The 19455-nt window shown below is 73.2% G+C and carries 11 protein-coding genes and 1 tRNA gene; 10 read left to right on the top strand and 2 right to left on the bottom strand.

Annotation, left to right across the window (positions count from 1 at the left end; genetic code table 11):
* Window positions 1–3 precede the first annotated feature (3 nt).
* On the top strand, window positions 4–1617 hold the full coding sequence (locus E4099_RS05645) for a CYTH and CHAD domain-containing protein (RefSeq protein ID WP_135337826.1): 1614 nt from the start codon (window positions 4–6) through the stop codon (window positions 1615–1617).
* Window positions 1618–1726: 109 nt separating this feature from the next.
* Entirely contained in the window at window positions 1727–3688 is a 1962-nt protein-coding gene (locus tag E4099_RS05640; protein WP_135337825.1) for a TIGR03960 family B12-binding radical SAM protein, read from the top strand.
* 122 nt (window positions 3689–3810) lie between these two features.
* Here E4099_RS05640 and E4099_RS05635 read toward each other — a convergent pair.
* Window positions 3811–3885: transfer RNA gene (locus E4099_RS05635), tRNA-Val, on the bottom strand.
* Between the two features lie 131 nt (window positions 3886–4016).
* Between E4099_RS05635 and E4099_RS05630 the strand changes: the two genes are divergently transcribed.
* The 7 genes from E4099_RS05630 to obgE all read left to right on the top strand — a co-directional run bounded on the left by E4099_RS05630 (window position 4017) and on the right by obgE (window position 15501).
* Window positions 4017–6638: a SpoIIE family protein phosphatase gene (locus tag E4099_RS05630; protein WP_135337824.1), complete on the top strand. Its 2622-nt coding sequence runs from the start codon at window positions 4017–4019 to the stop codon at window positions 6636–6638.
* A gap of 81 nt (window positions 6639–6719) precedes the next feature.
* A complete protein-coding gene (locus tag E4099_RS05625; RefSeq protein WP_245244622.1) occupies window positions 6720–7481 on the top strand; it encodes a hypothetical protein in 762 nt (253 codons plus the stop codon).
* A 140-nt stretch (window positions 7482–7621) separates the two neighbouring features.
* Window positions 7622–8425, top strand: coding sequence for a TIGR03936 family radical SAM-associated protein (locus E4099_RS05620; protein ID WP_135337823.1), 804 nt, complete (start codon window positions 7622–7624; stop codon window positions 8423–8425).
* Window positions 8426–8644: 219 nt separating this feature from the next.
* Window positions 8645–12685, top strand: a complete 4041-nt coding sequence (locus tag E4099_RS05615; RefSeq protein WP_135337822.1) for an Rne/Rng family ribonuclease — start codon at window positions 8645–8647, stop codon at window positions 12683–12685.
* A gap of 636 nt (window positions 12686–13321) precedes the next feature.
* On the top strand, window positions 13322–13642 hold the full coding sequence (gene rplU, locus E4099_RS05610; protein ID WP_135337821.1) for a 50S ribosomal protein L21: 321 nt from the start codon (window positions 13322–13324) through the stop codon (window positions 13640–13642).
* A gap of 14 nt (window positions 13643–13656) precedes the next feature.
* The gene (rpmA, locus tag E4099_RS05605) at window positions 13657–13911 is read left to right on the top strand and encodes a 50S ribosomal protein L27 (RefSeq protein WP_135337820.1); all 255 of its coding nucleotides are present in this window, start codon (window positions 13657–13659) and stop codon (window positions 13909–13911) included.
* Window positions 13912–14064: 153 nt separating this feature from the next.
* Window positions 14065–15501: a GTPase ObgE gene (gene obgE, locus E4099_RS05600; RefSeq protein ID WP_135337819.1), complete on the top strand. Its 1437-nt coding sequence runs from the start codon at window positions 14065–14067 to the stop codon at window positions 15499–15501.
* A gap of 302 nt (window positions 15502–15803) precedes the next feature.
* Here the strand turns inward: obgE and E4099_RS05595 are convergent, their stop codons facing one another.
* Window positions 15804–17885 carry a hypothetical protein gene (locus E4099_RS05595; RefSeq protein WP_135337818.1) on the bottom strand — a complete coding sequence of 694 codons (2082 nt, stop codon included), beginning with the start codon at window positions 17883–17885 and terminating at the stop codon, window positions 15804–15806.
* Window positions 17886–18314: 429 nt separating this feature from the next.
* Between E4099_RS05595 and proB the strand changes: the two genes are divergently transcribed.
* Complete coding sequence (gene proB, locus E4099_RS05590; protein ID WP_135337835.1) at window positions 18315–19442, top strand: glutamate 5-kinase; 1128 nt, start codon at window positions 18315–18317, stop codon at window positions 19440–19442.
* Window positions 19443–19455: the final 13 nt, after the last annotated feature.

Raw genomic sequence — 19455 nt, 5'->3', positions numbered from 1 at the left:
TGTATGGCCCACACCGTGCGAGAGATCGAGCGGAAGTACGAGGCCGCGGAGGGCGGGTCGCCACCCGACCTGACCCGACTCAGATCGCTGCGCGAGCTGCCGGACGCGGCCACCCTGGAGGAACGGGCCCCGATCACCCTGGACGCCACCTACTACGACACCGCGGACCGCCGGCTGGCCGCGGACGGGATCACCCTGCGCCGCCGCACCGGAGGCGCCGACGAGGGCTGGCACCTCAAACTGCCGGTACGCACCGAGGGCACCGGCCGCGTGGTCCGGGACGAGATCCGCGCCCCGCTGGCCGAGCGGGTACCGGACGAACTCGCCGCTCTGCTGCGCTCCCGCACCCTGGACGCCCCCCTGACCCCGCTGATCCGGCTGCGCACCCGCCGCCGCGTGGGCCTGCTGCGCGATGCCGCCGGCCATGACCTGGCGGAGATCTCCGTCGACCGGGTCACCGCCCGGCGGCCCGGCCCGCACGGCGACACCCGCCACCGCTTCACCGAGGTCGAGGTGGAGCTGGCCGAGGGCGCGGACCCGGACCTGCTGGACCGTATCGAGCCCCGGCTGACCGCCGCCGGACTGCGCCCGGCCACCGCCGACTCCAAGCTCGCCCGCGCCCTGGCCGCCACCGAACCCGCGGACCGCCCGCCCGAGCACCCCCCGGAAGCCGCCGGCGGCCCGTCCGAGGACGGCCGGCCGGCGCCCCCGACCGCCGGGGACGTGGTGCTGGACTACGCCCGGCACCAGATCGACGCGATCGTCGCACTGGACCCCGCGGTCCGCCGGGACGTACCGGACTCCGTGCACCGGATGCGGGTCGCCACCCGGCGGCTGCGCAGTACCTTCCGCTCCTACCGCCGGCTCCTGGACCGCGCCGTCACCGATCCACTGGGCGCCGAGCTGAAATGGCTCGCCGCCGAGCTGGGCGCCGACCGGGACCTGGAGGTCCTCACCGACCGGCTCGGCGCCGCCCTGGACGGCGTCCCCGAAACCCTGCGGCTCGGCCCCGTCCGGGCCCGGCTGCAAAGGTGGTCCCAGACCCGGCGCGGCGACGCCCGGACCGGGCTGCTCGCGGTGCTGGACAGCGAGCGCTACCTGGCCCTCCTCGGCGACCTGCGCGGGCTGACCGCCACCCCGCCGACCGGCCCCACCGGCGCCCCGCTGCTGCGCCCGGCCGCCGCCCGCGGCCCGGGGCGGGAGATCGGCCGCGCGGTGCTCCGCGAACTCGACCGCCTGGCGGCCCGGGTCGACGCCGCGTACCAGCTGCCGCCCGGACCGGACCGCGACCAGGCCCTGCACAACGCCCGCAAGGCCGCCAAGCGGGCCCGCTACGCCGCCGAGGCCGCCCAGCCCTGGCTCGGCAAGCCCGCGAAACGGCTGGTCAAGCGGATCACCAAGGTCCAGAAGCTGCTGGGTGAGCACCAGGACAGTGTGCTGGCCCGCACCGCACTACGGGAGATCGCCGCCCAGGCGCACGCCGCGGGGGAGAGCACCTTCACCCTCGGGCTGCTGCACGGCCGGGAGGAGGCCCGGGCGACGGAGGCGCAGCGCGCGCTGCCCGAGGTGTGGGCCAAGGCATCCCGGAAGAAGTACCGGGCCCCGCTGAGCCGCTGAGCCCGGGGCTCCACCGCGCTCGGGCGGCCCGAGTTCCTCGGCCGGTCGGAGGGCCCCTTCGGCCGCGTTACGCTTGAGGGTCCGTCCTGCCAGCTCACAAAGGTTCGAGATGACTGTCGAATCGGTCTTCCCGCAGCTCGAAGCTCTGCTCCCGCACGTGCAGAAGCCGATCCAGTACGTCGGCGGGGAGCTCAATTCCACCGTCAAGCCCTGGGACGAGTGCGACGTCCGCTGGGCCCTGATGTACCCCGACGCCTACGAGGTCGGGCTGCCCAACCAGGGCGTCATGATCCTCTACGAGGTCCTCAACGAGCGCGAGGGCGTCCTCGCCGAGCGCACCTACAGCGTCTGGCCGGACCTGGAAGCCCTGATGCGCGAGCACCGGGTGCCGCAGTTCACCGTGGACAGCCACCGGCCGGTGCGCGCCTTCGACGTGTTCGGGCTCAGCTTCTCCACCGAGCTCGGCTACACCAACATGCTCACCGCGCTCGACCTGGCCGGGATCCCGCTCAACGCGGCGGACCGCACCCTGGACGACCCGATCGTGCTGGCCGGCGGCCACGCCGCCTTCAACCCGGAGCCGATCGCGGACTTCATCGACTGCGCGGTGATCGGCGACGGTGAGCAGGCCGTACTGGAGATCACCGAGATCATCCGCGCCTGGAAGGCCGAGGGCCGCCCGGGCGGACGCGAGGAGCTGCTGTTCCGGCTCGCCAAGACCGGCGGGGTGTACGTCCCCGGCTTCTACGACGTCGAGTACCTGCCCGACGGGCGCATCGGCCGCGTGGTGCCCAACAAGTCCGGCGTCCCGTGGCGGGTGTCCAAGCACACCGTGATGGACCTGGACGAGTGGCCCTACCCCAAGCAGCCGCTGGTGCCCCTCGCCGAGACCGTGCACGAGCGGATGTCGGTGGAGATCTTCCGCGGCTGCACCCGGGGCTGCCGCTTCTGCCAGGCGGGCATGATCACCCGCCCGGTGCGCGAGCGCACCATCACCGGCATCGGCGAGATGGTCGACCGGGGCCTGAAGGCGACCGGCTTCGAGGAGGTCGGCCTGCTCTCGCTGTCCTCCGCGGACCACAGCGAGATCGGTGACATCGCCAAGGGCCTGGCCGACCGCTACGAGGAGGACAAGATCGGTCTGTCCCTCCCGTCCACCCGGGTCGACGCCTTCAACATCGACCTGGCCAACGAGCTGACCCGCAACGGCCGCCGGTCCGGTCTCACCTTCGCCCCCGAGGGCGGCTCGGAGCGCATCCGCAAGGTCATCAACAAGATGGTCTCGGAGGAGGACCTGATCCGCACCGTCGCCACCGCCTACGGCAACGGCTGGCGGCAGGTGAAGCTGTACTTCATGTGCGGCCTGCCCACCGAGACCGACGAGGACGTGCTGCAGATCGCGGACATGGCGACCAAGGTGATCGCCAAGGGCCGCGAGGTGTCCCGGTCCAACGACATCCGCTGCACGGTCTCCATCGGCGGCTTCGTGCCCAAGCCGCACACCCCCTTCCAGTGGGCGCCGCAGCTGTCCGCCGAGGAGACCGACGCCCGGCTGGAGAAGCTGCGCGACAAGATCCGCGGCGACAAGAAGTACGGCCGCTCCATCGGCTTCCGCTACCACGACGGCAAGCCGGGCATCGTGGAGGGCCTGCTCTCCCGCGGTGACCGCCGGGTCGGCGCGGTGATCCGCGCGGTCTACGAGGACGGCGGCCGCTTCGACGGCTGGCGCGAGCACTTCTCGTACGACCGATGGATGGAGTGCGCGGGCAAGACCCTGCCCGAGTTCGGCCTGGACGTCGACTGGTACACCACCCGCGAGCGCTCCTACGAGGAGGTGCTCCCCTGGGACCACCTGGACTCCGGCCTGGACAAGGACTGGCTCTGGGAGGACTGGCAGGACGCCCTCGACGAGACCGAGGTCGAGGACTGCCGCTGGACCCCGTGCTTCGACTGCGGCGTCTGCCCTCAGATGGACACCCAGATCCAGATCGGCCCCACCGGCAAGAAGCTGCTGCCGCTGGCGGTCAAGAACGCGGCGCCGGCGCCTTCCCCGGTCGGCCACACCCACTGAGCGGCGGACCGGACCCCCGGCGGCTGAGGACACCGTCGGGGGATCCTGGGCGCTGAACGCGACGTCGGCCTTCATGACCACAGCGGGTCATGAAGGCCGACGTCGTGTGGGGAGTGAAAGGGGGCGGGGCGGTCGGATTCGAACCGACGTCCTCCGAGATGTCATCGCGGCGCATTACCTCTGTGCTACGACCCCGCCTTGCCGATGATCATACCCATGAGTGATGGAGACGCCGGGCGGGCGTGTGGGGCCCGGCGGTGACCGCCGGTCGGGAGGCTTACCGCGGCGGCGCCCTTTTCAGGGGGATTATCCTGGGCACCCGGCGCACATGGGCAGCTTCCCTCCTCCCGAGGCGCCGTCGCGACGGCTGTCTCCGGCACCGGAGAACGTCGGGGTGGCTCGACGGTTCGTACGGTCGGTACTGGCCGGTTCCGCGCCGGAGGTGGTGGACACCGCCGAGCTGCTGGTCGGCGAGCTGATGACCAACGCGGTGATCCACGCGCGCACCGAGGCCGAGGTGGCGGCCTGGGTCGTCGAGGGCCGGGCGCATGTGCGTGTCAGCGATCATCGGCCGGACCGCGGCCTGGTGCCGCACGATCGCCACCCCTACGCCCTCACCGGGCGGGGCCTGGCCCTGGTGGAGGAGCTGGCCACCAGCCATGGCGTCCACAGCGGCGAGGGCCGGAAGTCGGTCTGGTTCGAACTGTGGCCCCAGGCACCGGCGCCGCCGACCTCCGCGTGGGAGACCGTGGCGCCCCCCGGCCGACCCGTGACCGTGACGCTGAACGACGTGCCGTACTCCCTGTACTGGGCGGCGCAGCAGCAGTGGGAGGGGGCGCTGCGCGAGCTGTTCCTCGCGGCGTTCACCGCCTGCTGGACCGGGGTGCTTCCGGAGGACCTCGTGGTCGCTCAGGACATGAGCAACATGATCTGCTCGAGCATGACGGCCGCGGTGCGCCAGGAGACCCCCGACAGTTCGACGCTCTCCCTGCTGGTCGCGTTCCCGGTGGACGCCGCCGCGGGCGTGGTCACCCTGCGCAGGGTGCTGGAGGAAGCCGATGTGGCGGCACGGCGGGGAAACCTGCTCACCCTGCCGGCCCTGCCGCAGATCCGGGCCTTCCGCCACTGGCTGTTCGACCAGATCACCAACCAGCTCTCCGGCGGCCACCCGACCGCGTGGACGCTGGTGTCCGGCGCCCCGAGCGCCACGCCCACGGAACTGGCGCCCTGGGACGCCAGCGAGGCGGAGGCCGCCAACGTGCCGATCATCGCGGCCGACGACCGCAACCGGATCATCGCGGTGAACAGTGCCGCGGCGGGCCTGCTGGGCTGGCGGGCGTACGACCTCCTCGGGCAGCGGCTGACCGCGCTGATCCCCGAGCACCTCCGCGAACGCCACCGGATGGGCTTCAGCTCGCTGCTGCTCACCGGTGAGTCCCGCATCCTGGGCCGATCCATACCGGTCCCCGCCCTGCACCGCGACGGCCGGCTGGTCCCGGTCCGGCTGGCCATCCAGACCCAGGAGGCGGTCGACGGGCGCACCGTGTTCGTCGCCCAGCTCACCCCGGCGACGTCTCCTCCCGTCGCGTCCGGTGCCGCGGAGACCGGCGGGTACGCGACGCGACCGGTACCGGGCCCGGTGCACCTGCCGACCACGACGAAGGGCGCGAAGAAGGGGGACATCGACGAGGCGGAGCTGGAGCTGTCCCTGTTCGCCGACACCGGCAGAGCGCTGGCCAGCACCCTCGATCTGCACGAGGGACTGCGCCGGGTGTGCCACGTCCTGACCCGGCAGCTGGCGGACTGGTGTGCGGCGGATCTGCTCGACGAACAGGGGCAGGTGCTGCGGGTCTGCATCGCGCACCAGGATCCCCAGGTGCGGATTCCCGGGAGGTACTACGGCAGGTTCCCGCCGCTGTCCGACAACGACCGGGTGGCGCTGGCCCGGGCGCTGCGCGGCGCGGGCCCCCTGCTGGTCGCCGACATCCCCCCGCTCGGCGAGGCGAGCAGTCCGCTGGACGCCCGGCAACTGGAGCTGATGGAGGAGCTGGGGGGCGACAGCGCCATCATCGCTCCGCTGCGGGCCCAGCGGGAGGTCATCGGCGCGCTGACCCTGGTCCGGGTGCGGGAGGCGAACCCGTTCACCAAGGAGGACATCCTCCTGGTCGCGGAGTTGGCCCGGGCCATCGCCCTGGGGGTGGACAACGCCCTGCTGCACCACCACACCCACTCCAACGCCGAACACCTCCAGCGCGCCTTGCTGCCCGAGCTGCCCCGGGCCGGGCATGTGGAGCTGGCCGCCCGCTATCTGCCCTCCAGCACCACCGCCGTGGTCGGCGGCGACTGGTACGACGCCTTCGTCCTGCCCGGCGGCGACACCGTGCTGGTCATCGGGGACGTGACCGGCCACGACCTCACGGCCGCCGTCTCCATGAGCACCCTGCGCAACATGCTGCGCGGCCTCGCCGTCGACCGCCCGGAACCGCCCGGGGAGGTCCTGCACCGGCTGGACCGCGCGAGCCAGATCCTCGATCCCCAGGCGACGGGCACCTGCGTCTACGCCCTGCTCAAGAAGGACGGAGGCGGGGGGAGCAGCCTCCACTACTCCTCCGCCGGCCATCTGCCGCCCCTGCTCACCACCCGGGAGGGCGAAACCCACTACCTGGTCTCGGGCAACGGCCTGCTGATCGGCATGGACGCGGACCTGCCCCGCCCCACCGCCGTCGAGGCGCTGCCGCCCCACTCCACCCTGCTGTTCTTCACCGACGGCCTGATCGAACGCCGCGGAGAGTCCCTGGAGGACGCCATGAACCGGCTCCGGCGGTACACGACCGAGTACGCGCGGGAACCCCTGGACGTCTTCTGCGACGAACTGATCATCGAATTCGGCGCCGACAGCACCGATGACATCGCCGTGCTCGCCGTACGCCCCACCCCGCCCCAGCGCTGACCGGATCGCCCGGCGGCCGTCCGCACGGCCCCCGCGACCTGGGGCGCCGGGGCCGCCGCCGGATCCCCTAGGCTTGCCGGGATGCACGCGTACACGACAAGGCCAGGGCCGCGTCCGGAGCCGGGGGAGGGCTGCCTGACCAAGGCGATCCGACTGCCGGTGCAGATCCTGGCGGTGATCGTGGTGCTACCGCTGCGGCTGCTGTGGGACGCGTTGACGGCCTGCTGCCGGGCGCTGTACCGCTGGGTGCTGGCACCGGTGGGCCGGGCCCTGGGCTGGCTGCTGAAGGTCTTCGTCCTCATACCGCTGCGAGCCGTCGCCACCGCGCTGGCCTGGCTGCTGCACACTCTGGTGGTCGCCCCGCTGGCCTGGCTCTACCGGGTGCTGCTCACCCCGCTCGGCCGCGGACTGCGCCGGCTGCTCCACTACCTGCTCGTCGTGCCGCTGGTCGCGCTCTACCGCTGGGTGCTGACCCCCGTCGGGCACGCCGTCAGCTGGATGGCACGCGGCCTGTGGGCGCTCCTCACCCTCGTCGTCCGGTACACCCTGGTGCTCCCCCTGCTCGCGCTGTGGCGCTACGTCCTGGGGCCGGTGCTGCGGGGGATCGGGGCGGTGTTCGCCTGGGCCTGGCATGTGGCCGGCCACATCAGCCGCTCCCTGTGGAGCTGCGTCAGCACCGTGTTCCGCCTGCTCGTCGTGGTGCCCGTCGGATGGGTCTGGCGCACCCTGCTGCGGCCGGTCCTGACCGGGATCCGCGACGGGCTGTGGCGCCCGGTCTCCCGGGCGGTGCGGCAGGCCCTGCGCGAGGTGCGCCGGGCACTCCTCGGCGCGCCCCGCCGGTAGCCCGAGTCCCCCGGGCCGAGCCCCGGCGGGAACCGCCGGCCGCCGGGGCACGTACTCTAGGTAGCAGTACGACGGCACTCACGAAGGACTGAACGACACTGGGCAAGCGACAGCCCGAAGGCCCCCCGCCCGCACCCGCGGTGCAGCGCATCCGACTGCGCTACACCAAGCGCGGCCGCCTCCGGTTCACCAGCCACCGCGACTTCCAGCGCGCCTTCGAGCGGGCGCTGCGCCGCGCCGAGGTACCCATGGCGTACTCGGCGGGCTTCACCCCGCACCCGAAGGTGTCGTACGCCAATGCCGCACCCACCGGCACCGGCAGCGAGGCCGAGTATCTGGAGATCCAGCTCACTGAGGTGCGGGAGCCCGCGACGCTGCGTGAGCTGCTCGACGAATCGCTGCCGGACGGCCTTGACGTCGTCGACGCGGTCGAGGCACGTACCTCGGGTCTCGCCGACCGCCTCCAGGCGTCCGTCTGGGAGATCCGGCTCGACGGGGTCCGGCACGAGCAGGCCGAGCGCGCCGTGGCGGCCTTCCTCGCGGCGGAGACCGTGGAGGTCGAGCGCCGAACCAAAAACGGGTTGCGAACCTTCGACGCCCGTGCCGCGGTGGCACAGCTCGAGGCGCTCGCGCCGACAGCCGATAGGCCAGGCGAGGGTGCCTGTGCGATACTGCGGCTGGTTGTACGGCACGGGACACCTGCCGTTCGACCTGACGACGTCCTGTCCGGCCTCCGCGCTACGGCCGACCTGGCGCCGCCGGTCCCCGCAGCGGTGACCAGGCTGGCGCAGGGGCTGCTCGATGAGGAGACCGGCACGGTGACCGACCCGCTCGCGCCCGATCGCGAGGCAGTCATGGCCGCCCCAACCACGGCCGCCCGGACTGACCTCCACCCGGCCTCACCGAGGGGCACCGCCGCGCCGGCGCCGGAAGGTTCCGCGTAGGACCGTCGTCGAAGCGCCGCCGAAGCACCAGGGAGCCACCCGGGTCCGGCAGGCGCATTGACCAGGAGACTTTCGCCGGTCCGCAGAAACGGACCTGGCGAGCGAGACGACAGCTCCCGTGCGGCGCCCGCGCCCCGGACAGCCGGTACCGCGCTCATCACGCGGACCCTGGCCGGACCGGACGCGGCGCCCCGGGAGCGTGACGGGAGAACCGCCCGCATGCTCGAACCAATTGAGCCCACTGAGCCGCAGGAACGATCGGAAGCCGGGGGGACGGGGGCGCAGCGCGCCACCGCCCCCGCTCCGCTGTCCGAGAACAACAGTCCCAGCGACACCCTGCCGCCGCGCCGCCGTCGCCGCGTGGCATCCCGCCCGGCCGGACCGCCGAGCGCCGGCAGCGCCTCGGCTTCCAGCCCCGCGCCGGCCGCGGCCGAGGTCGTGGCACGTCCCATAGAGCCCGTCGAGCCCGACGAGCCGGAGACCGAGGTGGCCGCCGAGCCGGAGGCCGCCGAGGCCCAGCCGGCGCGTACCCGTCGCCGTGCGACCCGCAAGGCGATGGCGCCCGCCGGTCCGCCCGCTTCGGGGGCCGAACCTGTCCAGACCGCCGAGGCTGCTGTGACGCCGGTCGCCGAGCCGGTGGCCGAGGTGGCCGCCGAGCCGGAGGCCGCCGAGGTGAAGCCGGTGCGTACGCGTCGTCGTGCGACCCGTAAGGCCACGGCGCCCGCTGGTTCGCCGGCTGCCTCCGAGGTTGAGGCCGTGGAGGCTGTCGTGACGCCGGTCGCCGAGCCGGTGGCCGAGGTGGCCGCCGAGCCGGAGGCCGCCGAGGTGAAGCCGGTGCGTACGCGTCGTCGTGCGACCCGTAAGGCCACGGCGCCCGCTGGTTCGCCGGCTGCCTCCGAGGTTGAGGCCGTGGAGGCTGTCGTGACGCCGGTCGCCGAGCCGGTGGCCGAGGTGGCCGCCGAGCCGGAGGCCGCCGAGGCCAGGCCGGCCCGTACCCGCCGCCGTGCCACCCGTAAGGCGACCGCGCCCGCCGGTTCGCCCGCGGTCGTCGAGGCCGAGCAGGCCGAGACGCCCGCCGAGGCGCCGGAGGCCGTGGTGGAGGCCGCCGCCCCCGAGGCAGCCGCCGAGACCGAGGCCCCCGCCGAGGGCGGCCCGCGCCGGGTCCGGCGCCGGGCGGTCCGCAAGGTCAGCGCGCCGCAGGCCGAGGCGCCGGCCGTGGCCGAGCCCGCCGCCGCGGCACCGGCCGAGCCGCAGGCCGAGGCCGAGGAGGAGCCGGTGGCTCCCGGACGCACCCGCCGCCGGGCCGTCCGGCCGCCGACCGCCGTGTTCCAGGCGCCGGTCTTCGCCGAGCCGATGTTCCAGACCCCGGAGACCGCCGCCGCCGCGGCCGCCGCCGAGGCCGAGGCCGAGCAGAGCGTCGAGGAGGAGACCGAGGACGAGGAGCCGCCGCGCGCCACGGCCGGCCGTCGCCGCCGTCGCCGCCGCGGTGAGCCGGTCGAGGAGCACGTGGAGGTCCAGGAGGCCGAGCCGGTCGAGGAGCCCGCCGAGGAGCCCGAGCAGGAGGCCGAGTACGAGGTCGAGGAGCACGGCGACGAGGAGTCGGGCGAGCGCCCGTCCCGCCGCCGTCGCCGAGGCGGCCGTCGCCGCCGCCGCGGAGAGGCCCTGGAGGCCGAGGGCGGCGAGGAGCCGTCCGAGGAGGAGGGCCCGGAGGCCGAGGCTGAGGCCGAGGAGCCCGAGGCCGAGGAGTCGGGGCTCGGCGCCGGCACCAGCAGCAGCCGTCGCCGCCGTCGGCGCCGTCGCCGCAGCGGGGACGCGCTGGAGGCCGAGTCGGGCACGGACGACCCGGAGCGCACGGTCGTCAAGGTCCGCGAGCCGCGCAAGCGGGAAGAGGGCACCAGCGCGGACGAGGTGCAGTCCATCAAGGGCTCGACCCGTCTGGAGGCCAAGAAGCAGCGCCGCCGCGAGGGCCGCGAGCAGGGCCGCCGCCGGGTGCCGATCATCACCGAGGCGGAGTTCCTGGCGCGCCGCGAGGCCGTCGAGCGGGTGATGGTCGTCCGGCAGAGCGGCGAGCGCACCCAGATCGGCGTGCTGGAGGACAACGTCCTCGTCGAGCACTTCGTCAACAAGGAGCAGGCCACCAGCTACGTCGGCAACGTCTACCTGGGCAAGGTCCAGAACGTGCTGCCGTCCATGGAGGCCGCCTTCGTCGACATCGGCAAGGGCCGCAACGCCGTGCTGTACGCGGGCGAGGTGAACTTCGAGGCGCTCGGCCTGGCCAACGGCCCGCGCCGCATCGAGACCGCGTTGAAGTCCGGCCAGTCCGTGCTGGTGCAGGTCACCAAGGACCCGATCGGCCACAAGGGCGCCCGGCTGACCAGCCAGGTCTCGCTCCCCGGCCGCTACCTGGTGTACGTGCCCGAGGGCTCGATGACCGGCATCAGCCGCAAGCTGCCGGACACCGAGCGGGCGCGCCTGAAGCAGATCCTCAAGAAAATCGTCCCTGAGGACGCGGGCGTGATCGTGCGCACCGCCGCCGAGGGCGCGAGCGAGGACGAGCTGGCCCGCGACGTGCAGCGGCTCCAGGCGCAGTGGGAGGAGATCCAGAAGAAGGCGAAGAGCGGCAACGCTCCCTCGCTGCTGTACGGCGAGCCGGACATGACCGTCCGGGTGGTCCGCGACATCTTCAACGAGGACTTCTCCAAGGTCATCGTGAGCGGTGACGGCGCCTGGGAGACCATTCACGGCTATGTCTCGCATGTCGCGCCGGACCTCGTCGACCGTCTGCAGAAGTGGACTTCGGACGTGGACGTGTTCGCCACGTACCGGATCGACGAGCAGCTGATGAAGGCGCTGGACCGCAAGGTCTGGCTGCCCAGCGGTGGTTCGCTGGTGATCGACCGGACCGAGGCGATGGTCGTGGTCGACGTCAACACCGGCAAGTTCACCGGCCAGGGCGGCAACCTGGAGGAGACGGTCACCAGGAACAACCTGGAGGCGGCCGAGGAGATCGTGCGCCAGCTGCGGCTGCGCGACCTGGGCGGCATCATCGTGATCGACTTCATCGACATGGTGCTGGAGTCCAACCGGGACCTGGTGCTGCGGCGGCTGCTGGAGTGCCTGGGCCGGGACCGGACCAAGCACCAGGTGGCCGAGGTCACCTCGCTGGGCCTGGTGCAGATGACCCGCAAGCGGGTGGGCCAGGGTCTGCTGGAGTCCTTCTCCGAGTCCTGCGTGCACTGCAACGGGCGCGGCGTGATCGTGCACATGGACCAGCCGTCCTCGGTCGGCGGTGGCGGCAAGCGCAAGAAGAAGAAGGGCGCTCCGCAGCACGAGCACGAGCTTCCGGACGGGCAGCTGCCCGTGGCGGAGGAGGCCGCGCCGACCCCGGAGCCGGCACCCGTGGAGACGGCGGCCGAGGTCGCGGCGGAGATCGCCGAGCCCAAGGCGCTGCCGGAGCCTGTGTTCGCCCCGGACGAGGAGCTGTACAGCAGCGCCGCCGAGGCGGAGGCCGCGGCCGGCCGCGGCCGTACCCGTCGCCGGGCGACCCGCAAGGCGTCCGCCCCGGCAGGCTCTCCGAAGGCCGCGCGGAAGTCCTCCCCCAAGCTCTCGGCTTCGCTCGAGCAGGGAGGTGCCCCCTCGGTGGCCGCCGAGGAGCCGCAGGCCCCGGCGCCCGAGACCGCGGTGGCCGAGGCCCCCGCGGCGCCGGAGTCGCCCGAGGTGCCGGTGGTCGAGGCCGTGGTGACCGAGGAGCCGCAGGCTGCCCCGGTGGCCGAGGCCGAGGCCGTCGAGGCGCCGGCCGCGCCCGCACCGCGGGCCCGTCGCCGGGCGACCCGGAAGGCGTCCGCGCCGGCGGGTTCGCCGGCCGGTGCCGAGGCCGCCGTGGTGGTCGTCAGCGCCCCGGCCGGCCAGCCCGAGGCCGCCGCCGAGCCGGAGCAGCCGGTCGAGGAGGCCCCGCGGGCCGCCGCCGAGCCGGAGCAGGCCCCTGAGGCCGCCGAGGCCGAGGTGGACGTGGCGGAGGCCGAGGCGCCGGTGAAGAAGACGGCCCGTAAGACGGCCGCCAAGAAGGCACCGGCGAAGAAGGCCGCCACCACCAAGAAGGCCGCGGCGAAGAAGACGGCGGCCAAGAAGACCGCCGCCAAGAAGACGACGGCCAAGAAGACGGCCGCCAAGAAGACGACGGCGAAGAAGACGGCTGCCAAGAAGAGCGCGGCGGCCGGCAGTGAGGCGCTGTCGTCCGTTTCGGGCCCCGCGGAGAGCTGAGCCCGCCCGTTCGGCCCGTCGCCCGCCCCGGCACCATCCGCCGGGGCGGGCGACGCGTTTGCGGGCCCAGGGGCCCGCGGGGACCGCGGTACAGGCGCGCCGGCCCTTGGGCGCGGCCCCTGGCGGGCCGCACGCCGCCCTGGACAGGTGCGTCCGGCGCGTCCGGCGACGGCCCGCGGGGCCGTACCGTCCTGGCGCCTGTGCGGGCCCGGGGCCCCTGCTGTGCTGGGCTGGCCGCACTGTCCTGGCGTGTTGCGCGGCGCCTACCGCTCTGGCCCGTGTGCGGGTCCTGGGCGCTACCGTCCTGGGCGTGTCCCGCGGGGCCGGGACCCGGCGCGTGCCCGGTTCCGGCGGGTTCCATGGAGACGTACCGGGCCTGGGTGCGTCCCACGGGGCAACCCCGTTCCGGCGCGGGCGGCGCGCCCGGGGCGGTCGGATCCCGCCGGTTTGACCCTTCCGGGCGTCGGCCCGTAATCTTGACCCTCGGCGTCTGTACGCCCACCCCTGAGCAAACACCTCCCGGTCTCCGGGAGAGGCCGCTCGTCCTCATGGATCTGTCGGACCCGTTCTCTTGAGACCGGGCCCCAGTGAGTGGCTGGCATCAGAGGTTCCGTTTCGAGCGAGAGAGAGTTCCGCGTGTACGCGATCGTGCGCACCGGTGGCCGCCAGCAGAAGGTGTCCGTCGGCGACGTCATCGAGGTTGACCGTATTTCCACCAGCAAGGTCGGCGACACCGTCGAGCTCTCGACCCTGCTCGTGGTCGACGGCGATGCGGTCACCAGCGACCCGTGGGTCCTGGCCGGTGTGAAGGTCCACGCCGAGGTTGTGGACCACCACAAGGGTGCCAAGATCGACATCCTGAAGTACAAGAACAAGACCGGCTACCGCAAGCGGATCGGTCACCGTCAGCTGCACACCGCGCTGAAGATCACCAAGATCGACGCTGCTGCGAAGTAAGGGACTGAGGAGAGATGGCACACAAGAAGGGCGCATCGTCCACTCGGAACGGTCGCGATTCCAACGCTCAGCGGCTCGGCGTCAAGCGCTTCGGCGGCCAGGTCGTCAACGCCGGTGAGATCCTGGTCCGCCAGCGCGGCACCCACTTCCACCCGGGTACGGGTGTCGGCCGCGGCGGCGATGACACGCTGTTCGCGCTGGCCGCCGGTGCGGTGCAGTTCGGCACCCACCGTGGCCGCAAGGTCGTGAACATCGTTCCGGTCGCCTGAGTAATCAGCCCGTAACGACGCTTCGAGGGCGGACCTCACTTCCCGGGTGGGAAGCGGGTCCGCCCTCGGCGCGTTAAGAGTGAAGACACAGACCACGACTCCCGCCGGCCGTACACGGCCGCGGGGGCGACCCTCATCCTGGAGGCACCAGCAATGACCACCTTCGTGGACCGCGTCGAGCTGCACGTCGCCGCGGGTAACGGAGGCCATGGCTGCGCCTCCGTGCACCGCGAGAAGTTCAAGCCGCTCGGCGGGCCGGACGGCGGCAACGGCGGTCGGGGCGGCGATGTGCTGCTGGTCGTCGACCAGTCCGTCACCACGCTGCTCGAGTACCACCACAGTCCGCACCGCAAGGCCACCAACGGCAAGCCCGGCGAGGGCGGCAACCGCTCCGGCAAGGACGGTACGGACCTGGTGCTGCCGGTGCCGGACGGCACCGTGGTGCTGGACAAGCGGGGCAACGTCCTGGCCGACCTGGTGGGCCAGGGCACCAGCTTCGTGGCCGCCCAGGGCGGTCGCGGCGGACTGGGCAACGCGGCCCTGGCCTCCGCCCGCCGCAAGGCCCCCGGCTTCGCGCTGCTGGGCGAGCCCGGTCAGACCGGGGACATCGTGCTGGAGCTCAAGACCGTCGCCGACGTGGCGCTGGTCGGCTACCCGAGCGCCGGCAAGTCCTCGCTGATCTCGGTGCTCTCCGCGGCCAAGCCCAAGATCGCCGACTACCCGTTCACCACCCTGGTGCCCAACCTGGGCGTGGTGACCGCCGGCGCGACCGTCTACACCATCGCGGACGTGCCCGGGCTGATCCCCGGCGCCAGCCAGGGCAAGGGCCTGGGCCTGGAGTTCCTGCGGCACGTGGAGCGCTGCTCGGTGCTGGTGCACGTGCTGGACACCGCCACCCTGGAGTCCGAGCGCGACCCGCTGTCCGACCTGGACGTCATCGAGGCCGAGCTGTCCGCGTACGGCGGCCTGTCCGACCGGCCGCGGGTGGTCGTCCTCAACAAGGTGGACATCCCCGACGGCAAGGACCTGGCCGACATCATCCGGCCGGAGCTGGAGGCCCGCGGCTTCGAGATCTTCGAGGTCTCGGCCGTCTCCCGGACCGGGCTGAAGGAGCTGTCCTTCGCGCTGGCGAAGATCGTCGCCGAGGCGCGGGCCGCCAAGCCGGTGGAGGAGGCGACCCGGATCGTCATCCGCCCCAAGGCGGTGGACGACGCGGGCTTCACCGTCACCGCGGAGGAGGACGGCCTGTTCCGGGTGCGGGGCGAGAAGCCCGAGCGCTGGGTGCGGCAGACCGACTTCAACAACGACGAGGCGGTCGGCTACCTCGCCGACCGGCTCAACCGCCTCGGCGTCGAGGAGGCGCTGGTGAAGGCGGGTGCCAAGGCCGGCGACGGCGTGGCCATCGGCTCCGAGGACGACGCGGTGGTCTTCGACTGGGAGCCCAGCCTGGCGGCCGGTGCGGAGATGCTCGGCCGGCGCGGTGAGGACCACCGCTTCGACGCCCCCCGCCCCGCCGCGCAGCGCCGCCGCGACCGCGATGCGGAGCGCGACGAGTCCGATCGCGAGTTCGACGAGTTCCGTCCCTTCTGACCGCCCGCCCCGCCCGGGCGCTGCCAGACCCCACCGGCCCCGCCGGCCCCTCCACGGGGGCCCGGCGGGGCCGGACCGGTTCGGGCGGTCATCGGACCGGTATCGGGCGGGCATCACGCGGCCATCACGCGGGCATCGGGGGGCGTCACGCGGCCATCGGTGGCCATCGGGCGACGACCCCGGACACGGCGAAGGCCCTCGGAGGACTGCTCCTCCGAGGGCCTTCGGTGTCATGGCCGGATTGGCCGGGATCAGCCGGATCAGCCGGTCGACCGGCTCGAACGGCCTGGCGGCGGGGCCGCTCAGACCCCCGCGGTCTCCTCCGAGCCGCCCGCCTCTATCTCCATCTCCTCGGCGGCACCGACCGCACCGCTCAGGCCGGAGAACTCGTCGGCGAGCCGGTCGGCCATCCGGAGCCGGCGGGCCTCGGCCTCGGCGGCCAGCTCGAGCGCGGCCCGGTTGAAGCGGACCAGGGACGGCGGGTCGGACGGGCCGAGCAGGTGCCCCTTCAGCGCGGCGCGCTCAGCGGCCAGCGTGTCCTTGGCGGGCTGGCGCACCGACTCCAGCAGCGCCGGCACGCCGGTCGCCTTCGGGGAGAGGATGGTCGCCGCGCGCACGGTCGGGAAGGCGGCCCGGAACTCCTCCTCGGTCATCCCGGAGGTGTTCGCGACCGCGTACGGCTTCTCGCTGGTGAGGTAGTCCGAGACCACGCTGGAGACATCGCTGATCAGCAGGTCGGCCTGGTTGAAGCAGTTGAAGATCGCCGGGCGGGGGCCGGTGACGATCTGGTGCTCCCACTCCGGCAGCGCGGCCCAGAAGGCGTTCTCCCAGGCCGTCGTGGCCTGCTCCACGCGGTCGGCCCGCCCGGGCTCCGGAGCGCCCTGCAGCCGCATCCGCTCCTGCTCGTCCGCGTCGGGGCGGAAGGAGGTGGTGGTGAGCCGGGTGAGCTCCTCGGTGCGGCGGTCCAGCTCGGCGGCGGCCTCCGGACCCGGGCGGGGACCGTTCCGCTTGCTGTTGGCCTCCCGGATCATGGCCATGATCCGCTCGTTGGCGGCACCGGCCTTCGGCACCACCGAACCGGTCATCGGGTGCGGCTTGTAGATCAGGCGCACCCCGGGGTCGGCCAGCAGCGCGCGGACGATGTTCTCGCCCGCCAGCATGACCGAGGTGTTGCCCGGGTTGCCGTCCCAGCCCTCCCAGGTCGGCGCGTACAGCACGTTGGTGAACGCGCCGGTCGGGGCGCCCGCGTAGGGGCGGATGGGGGCCAGCTGCGGGCGGCCCACCTCGACCACGTCGCGGTCGTCCACACCGATGTCGGCCTGCTGGTAGCGGTCGCGGGCGGCCGGCCCGGCGACCCACACCTCGTCGTACGCCTTGGCGTACGGGTTGCAGCTGGAGAGCTTGTCGCTCTCGCCGTGGTTGATGAAGGCGTGCTTGATCGACGGTATCCGCAGCACCTGCGAGGTCTTGCCGGAGTTCGCCGGGTGCAGCAGCACCTTGAGCGCCGAGTGCTCCAGCCGCATCACGTTGGCGACCTTGGGCAGGCAGATGATCGGTATGTCGGTGGCGTCGATCTTCTGCACCATGAAGCGCTCACGGAGCACGATGATCGGGTTGCCGTCCAGCTCGGCGAGCGTGGAGAGCCACATGTTCGCCTGGTACGCGGAGGTGGTGCCGCCGGAGAAGTACATGCCGACCGTCGGCTGGTACTCGGCCAGCCAGCGGTCCAGCCACTCCAGCGCCTTCTGCTCGCTCACCGAGCGCTTGCGCGGCAGCAGCCAGGTGGCCAGGTGGGCGGTGCCGGCCAGGCCGACGAGGACCGCGACGCCCAGGCCCGCGATGCCCCACCAGGCGTTCTCGGTGGCCGCGGTGACCAGCAGACCGGTGGTGGCCGGGACCGCCAGGCGCAGCAGCCGGCGGGCGTGCTGGCGGGCGAACAGGCGCGGCGGCGCGTCGCTCAGCCGCAGCGCGGAGGCGTCGATGTTGCGCGTCACGAACGGCAGCTGCCGGACGCGGCGCACCAGCACCGCGGCGGCCTGGCAGGCGAAGTGGACGACGTAGAAGAGCAGCAGTCCGACGGTGAGCGGCGCGTGCTCGTGCAGCGGGTCGATGCCGTCGATGCGCAGCAGTCCGACCAGGAGGAGCATGTCGCGGAGCAGCTGTCGCACCGTGACGTCGAAGCGGATCTTGCTCAGCAGGGAGAGCAGGCCGGGCTGCTGGTGCTGGAGGAACAGATCGAGCGCGAGTCCCCCCGCCGAGGCGGCGATGAGGAGCGGTACGTTCGGGAGCACGGCTCCGATCAGCTGGGCGGTGAAGAACACCACCATCGCGATCAGCGCCGCCAGCTGTACGGCTCGGCGGGAGGAGGTTCCGGCAGAGGGCACTGGGTGGGCTCCTGGCAGGAGAAGCGGGACGGAAGTTATGGCGATGTGGGGTTGGCCACGCATTCCCCGCGCTGACGCCTGAGCGTCGCCTGGGGTTGTGGAACAAGCCGACCACTGACCGTATGACGCGGGCGGGGCCGGTGACAATCTACGGTGGCATCAATCACCCTTAATCAGGGCAAAGTGCTCCATCGTCCGCCGGTCGGAACGCGGCGGCGCACACCAGGTGGACTGCCGTAGATTGCGGGCTGCGGAGCGGTCGAGGCCCCGGGTGCGGTTCTGCCGGGGGCGATCGGACCGAGTGCGACCCAGCACGACCGAGCACATCGAGTACCGGCACGAGGCAAGTAGAGGCAGGGGACGGGCGTGGCAGCGCAGGACGGGACCGAGGGCTCCTCCCGACAGGGGGCCGGGGAGGTGCGCGGGGAGGTGCTCGCGGCCCGCAGGATCGTGGTCAAGGTCGGCTCCTCCTCCCTCACCACCGCGGCCGGTGGGCTGGACGCGGACCGGGTGGACGCGCTGGTGGACGCGCTCGCCAAGATCTTGGAGGGACGCGGGGCGGAGCCGGGCGAGGGCGACAAGGAGATCGTGCTGGTCTCCTCCGGCGCGATCGCCGCCGGGCTGGCCCCGCTGGGCCTGGACCGGCGCCCCCGCGACCTGGCCCGCCAGCAGGCCGCCGCCAGCGTGGGCCAGGGTCTGCTGGTCGCCCGGTACACCGCCTCCTTCGCCCGCTACGGCCGCCGGGTCGGGCAGATCCTGCTCACCACCGACGACACCAGCCGCCGCGCGCACTACCGCAACGCCTGCCGCACCCTGGACCAGCTGCTGGCGATGGGCGCGGTGCCGATCGTCAACGAGAACGACACGGTGGCCACCGACGAGATCAGGTTCGGCGACAACGACCGGCTCGCCGCCCTGGTGGCCCACCTGGTCCGGGCCGACCTGCTGGTCCTGCTCTCCGATGTGGACGGCCTCTACGACGGCGACCCCAGCACCCCCGGCACCTCCCGGATCGCCGAGGTCAGGGGCCCGGCCGAGCTGGCCGGGGTGTCCATCGGCAGCGCCGGACGGGCCGGGGTGGGCACCGGGGGCATGGTGACCAAGGTCGAGGCGGCCCGGATCGCCGCCGCGGCCGGCATCCCGGTCGTCCTCACCGCCGCCAGCCAGGCCGCCGACGCGCTGCTGGGCCGCCCGACCGGCACCTACTTCCACCGCACCGGCCGCCGCTCCCGGGACCGGCTGCTCTGGCTCGCCCACGCCTCCGCGCCGCGCGGGGCCCTCACCCTGGACGAGGGCGCGGTACGGGCCGTGGTGGAGCGCGGCGGCTCGCTGCTGCCCGCGGGCATCGCCGGGGTGGAGGGCGACTTCTCCGCCGGCGACCCGGTCGAGCTGCGGGACACCGGGGGCCGGGCGGTGGCGCGCGGCCTGGTCAGCTTCGACGCCAAGGAGATCCCCCGGCTGATCGGCCGGTCCACCCGGGACCTCGCGCGGGAGCTGGGCGCGGCCTACGAGCGCGAGGTGGTCCACCGCGACGACCTGGTGCTCCTCCACCACTGACCCCCCCTGCCCC

Origin of the sequence: Streptomyces palmae, from assembly GCF_004684805.1 — a bacterium.
In the GTDB taxonomy this organism is placed as follows: domain Bacteria; phylum Actinomycetota; class Actinomycetes; order Streptomycetales; family Streptomycetaceae; genus Streptomyces; species Streptomyces palmae.
The sequence above is the reverse complement of the archived record's forward strand: the minus strand, read 5'-3'. Positions and strand labels throughout refer to the sequence as shown.